Here is a 3,825-nt window from a genome sequence, read left to right on the forward strand (position 1 = left end):
CAATATTGTAGCAATGTATACACACAAATTTTAAAGAGAAACAACATCAAAATTAGTATGACTGAAGAAAAACATTGTTATGAAAATGCCATTGCGGAACGCGTAAACGGCATCCTTAAAGACGAATTTTATCTTGACCAGACCTTTGATAGCGTAAAACACGCCAAAAGAGCTACAAAAAGTGCTATTAATCTATACAACCAAATTAGATTACATGTATCTTTAGATTATAAAACACCAAATATGGTATACTTAAAAACAGCGTAAATTCAATTTTTAACCTGTAGCCATATTTCAGGACTAGACATTTGAACCTACTTAATGGCAATACAAGATAAAATCACACAATTTTGGGTAAAAGCAACTGGAAAAAGAATAAATCCAGATGAATTTGAGTGGTTAATCGGACCTATTGGAAATACTGACATAATTAAAGACAAGTTCATTTTTGAATTAGCGGAAAAAGAAAATTTGGAAATTCAAAAAAACTTACCGAATTCTGGACTTCTAGAAAAAATGGAACAGATTGGAATCTCTGACAAAGACCAATTTCGCTTGAATAAAAAAGTTGCAGACTTTTATGAAAATACTTCTGACTATGATTTTGAAGTTTGGAGTGAATGGAAAGGTGTTTTCAAACCATTTGGTAAACTTCTTTATTTGATTTTCAGCAAACGACTTCAACAACTGAATTTACCGTTGAATTCAATAGATACTGCAAAAGGACTAAAAAGCGAAATAATCAAATTAAAAAGCAAAGAGACAAAGGAAACCAAATGGACAATATGGTATAGAATAATTAAGAGCACAAAAGATGTAATATATTCTGGAATTTACACGACCTGTAAAAATCCGAATTACGAAAAACCATTGCTCAAAGTTGTTTTTCCATTACCCAATGGAAACGCATCTGTTGTTATGAGTAAAAAAGTTGAGGAAGATGGTTCGCTTCTACTCTGCTCTGATGGGAAAAGATTTGGAGATAATGGATTTTACTTTACCCTGACAAATGGAAAGGGTAAATATTGGGCAAGATTTGTAAAATCAATGCACGAATGGATTAGAGTTTACGAAGACGAAGAAAATGTATTAAGAGCCGACCATAATCTGAATTTTTATGGAATGAGATTCTTGAATTTACATTATAAAATGAATAAAAAAACGTTTGCCAACAACATGTAAGCGCAATAACGGCTGAATTTCCTAATCGGAAATTCAACTCGTTTTGCTAAATTAGGTGCGTCAGCGGAAAGTACTCGCGCACTTTCCCGTTACTGACGCTTACACAAAACCGTTGTGCTTCATTATTTAACCAACCTTTACTAAATGATAAAATTCTTTAGAAAAATTAGACAAAAACTGCTTTCTGAAAATAAGTTCAGAAAGTATCTGATTTATGCATTTGGAGAAATTATACTAGTAGTCATCGGAATTTTAATTGCACTTCAAATTAACAATTGGAATGAAATTCAAAAAAATAAAGCTTTTGAAAAAGAGATATTACAACAAATACAGTCTAACCTGATAAAAGATAAAAAAACGCTTAATCGTATAGCTTTCAACTTTGAAAAAGCTGTAATGTCCTCTAATAAATTATTGGAAGGAAATTGGAATTCTTCACAAAATGATAGCTTAAAATTTTGGCTTGCAGACATTATTCAATTCGATCGTTTTCAACCTTTAACCAATGCTTATGAAGTTGCAAAATCAAAAGGATTAGATTTAGTTTCTAACAAAGAACTTCGGTTTTTATTAGGCACTTATTATGATGACGAAGCGCAGCATGCTGTAAAATCGATATCAGATTTAGAACTTACCTTTAATAAGGATTGGAATCCTATTATGCTACAAGAAGTAACCGATTTTAAATACAAAGATTATGTCGTTGTTCAAGACTTTGGAGTATTTTCAAAAATAATAGTGCACGTCGAATTTTAATTATGAATAGAGACAATTACGGTAGTGGACTTAACCGAATACAGCAAGTTATACAGACAATTATTAAAATACAGGAACTAATTCACGAAGAATTAAATTCCTCAAAAATTTAGTTCTAATAAGACATGCACTGAAAATATGATTAAATTCTTTAGAAAAATTAGGCAAAACTTACTTTCAGAAGGAAAGAACGGAAAGTACTTTAAATATGCTATTGGAGAAATTGTATTAGTTGTAATCGGTATTTTAATAGCACTACAAATTAATGATTGGAATGAAGACAGAAAAAATAATAATACTGAACAAAAACTGCTAAATGCTCTTCAAATGGAATTTGAAAGTAATTTAAAAATTTTAGAAGATAATATTCAACTAAACGACAGTAATATAAAAAACAGTCTTTTGTTAGGTGAATATACTAGTCCAACCTTGTCATCTTTTAATGAAAAAGAAATTTCTTTGTTAATGCTTGGTGTTTTTAAAGATGAACCTCGGTTTTTTCCAATTCAAGGTACAATTGAAGAAATTATTAATTCTGGTAAATTATCTATTATATCCAACTCAAATCTAAGAAAAGCTTTATCTGATTGGCAATCTAAATTAGACAACATAAATAGACAAGAAGTTTACGTTGTAGAAAGAAGAGATATTGGTCATGAGTTTTTTATAAAAGAAGGAAACTTTAGAAGGCATCTAAATTTAATAAGTGTCGGTAAAAATAATATTACAGCAAGCAAATTTGCCGATAATGACTTCGCCTTTTTAACAAAACAAGAATTTGAAAGTCAATTGTACTTGTTTGTTGTAGCGTCAAAAAATTTAAAAGAAAATTTTTACTTACCATTAAGAGAAGATATTTTACAAATTATACAGTTGATTAAATCTGAAATAAAATAGTTTATGATAAAATTCTTTAGAAAAATTAGACATAACCTACTTTCAGAAGGAAAAACAGGAAAGTATCTTAAATATGCAATCGGAGAAATCGTTCTTGTAGTAATCGGAATTTTGATTGCATTACAAATAAATAATTGGAACGAAGAAAGGAAGGCAAATAATTTGGAAGTCAAATTACTCAAGGATTTGGTATTGGAAATGAAGCAGAACAAATCTCTATTAGAAAATGCTAAAAGCAGACATAAAGCACATGATTCCATTTCCACCGTTATTTTAGAACAAAGGACAAACCTTACAGCTGAAAATTATCTACAGCATTTAGTGTTTACAACCTATTTTGCCACGACAGATTTTGTAAATGGAAATGTTCAGTCCATTTTATCAGAACATGGACCTTCTATTATATCCAATGACACATTAAAGGAGTTTGTCACTACATGGAAAGAAATGGCTCACGACATAACAGAAAATGAATTAATTGAACAGCAGCTTATATTTGAACAAGTTTTACCAGTAATTTATAAAAATATTGATCTAAGTAAAATTGACCCATTAATTAGAGGAAAAGAAAGTTCTTATAAAAATTACCTTGCTGATGTTAATTTTCAAAACGACATCAAAGACCTAATATCTAGTAATGAATTCAATGGAGTCGTTTATTCCAAAGCTTTTAATGACAGAGTTATTGTCAATTATGATTTGGAACCTATTTTAGAAAAAATCAACAATGCAATTAAAATAGCAGAAAAACAATTAGAACAATAACGAAAGCACAACAACGTGTATAGCTCATTGCGGCTGAATTGTTAATCGGAATTCATTGCAATATGCTATCTTTCGGTTACGACGGAAAATCCTCGCGGATTTCCCGCAACGAGCCATACACAAACCCGATGGAACACATTCGCCGATGGCGAACTTTAATCTACGCTGCTTCGCAGACAATGCATCTTAAAGTAAATGTGTTCCTTCTCAGGGTTAAACCAAATT

The 3,825-nt window shown here is 30.5% G+C and carries 5 protein-coding genes; all 5 read left to right on the top strand.

Annotated features, from left to right (window positions below):
- Nucleotides 1-267 (top strand): integrase core domain-containing protein (locus DFQ02_RS14810; RefSeq protein ID WP_147297794.1); only part of this gene is annotated, 267 nt, incomplete at its 5' end.
- A 54-nt stretch (nt 268-321) separates the two neighbouring features.
- Complete coding sequence (locus DFQ02_RS14815; RefSeq protein ID WP_116525228.1) at nt 322-1,182, top strand: hypothetical protein; 861 nt, start codon at nt 322-324, stop codon at nt 1,180-1,182.
- 144 nt (nt 1,183-1,326) lie between these two features.
- Nucleotides 1,327-1,938: a DUF6090 family protein gene (locus DFQ02_RS14820; RefSeq protein ID WP_116525229.1), complete on the top strand. Its 612-nt coding sequence runs from the start codon at nt 1,327-1,329 to the stop codon at nt 1,936-1,938.
- A 138-nt stretch (nt 1,939-2,076) separates the two neighbouring features.
- Entirely contained in the window at nt 2,077-2,835 is a 759-nt protein-coding gene (locus tag DFQ02_RS14825) for a DUF6090 family protein (RefSeq protein ID WP_116525230.1), read from the top strand.
- 3 nt (nt 2,836-2,838) lie between these two features.
- On the top strand, nt 2,839-3,600 hold the full coding sequence (locus DFQ02_RS15280) for a DUF6090 family protein (RefSeq protein WP_220340316.1): 762 nt from the start codon (nt 2,839-2,841) through the stop codon (nt 3,598-3,600).
- The last annotated feature ends 225 nt before the right edge of the window (nt 3,601-3,825 follow it).

The organism is Seonamhaeicola aphaedonensis (genome assembly GCF_003386195.1).
Taxonomy (GTDB): Bacteria; Bacteroidota; Bacteroidia; order Flavobacteriales; family Flavobacteriaceae; genus Seonamhaeicola; species Seonamhaeicola aphaedonensis.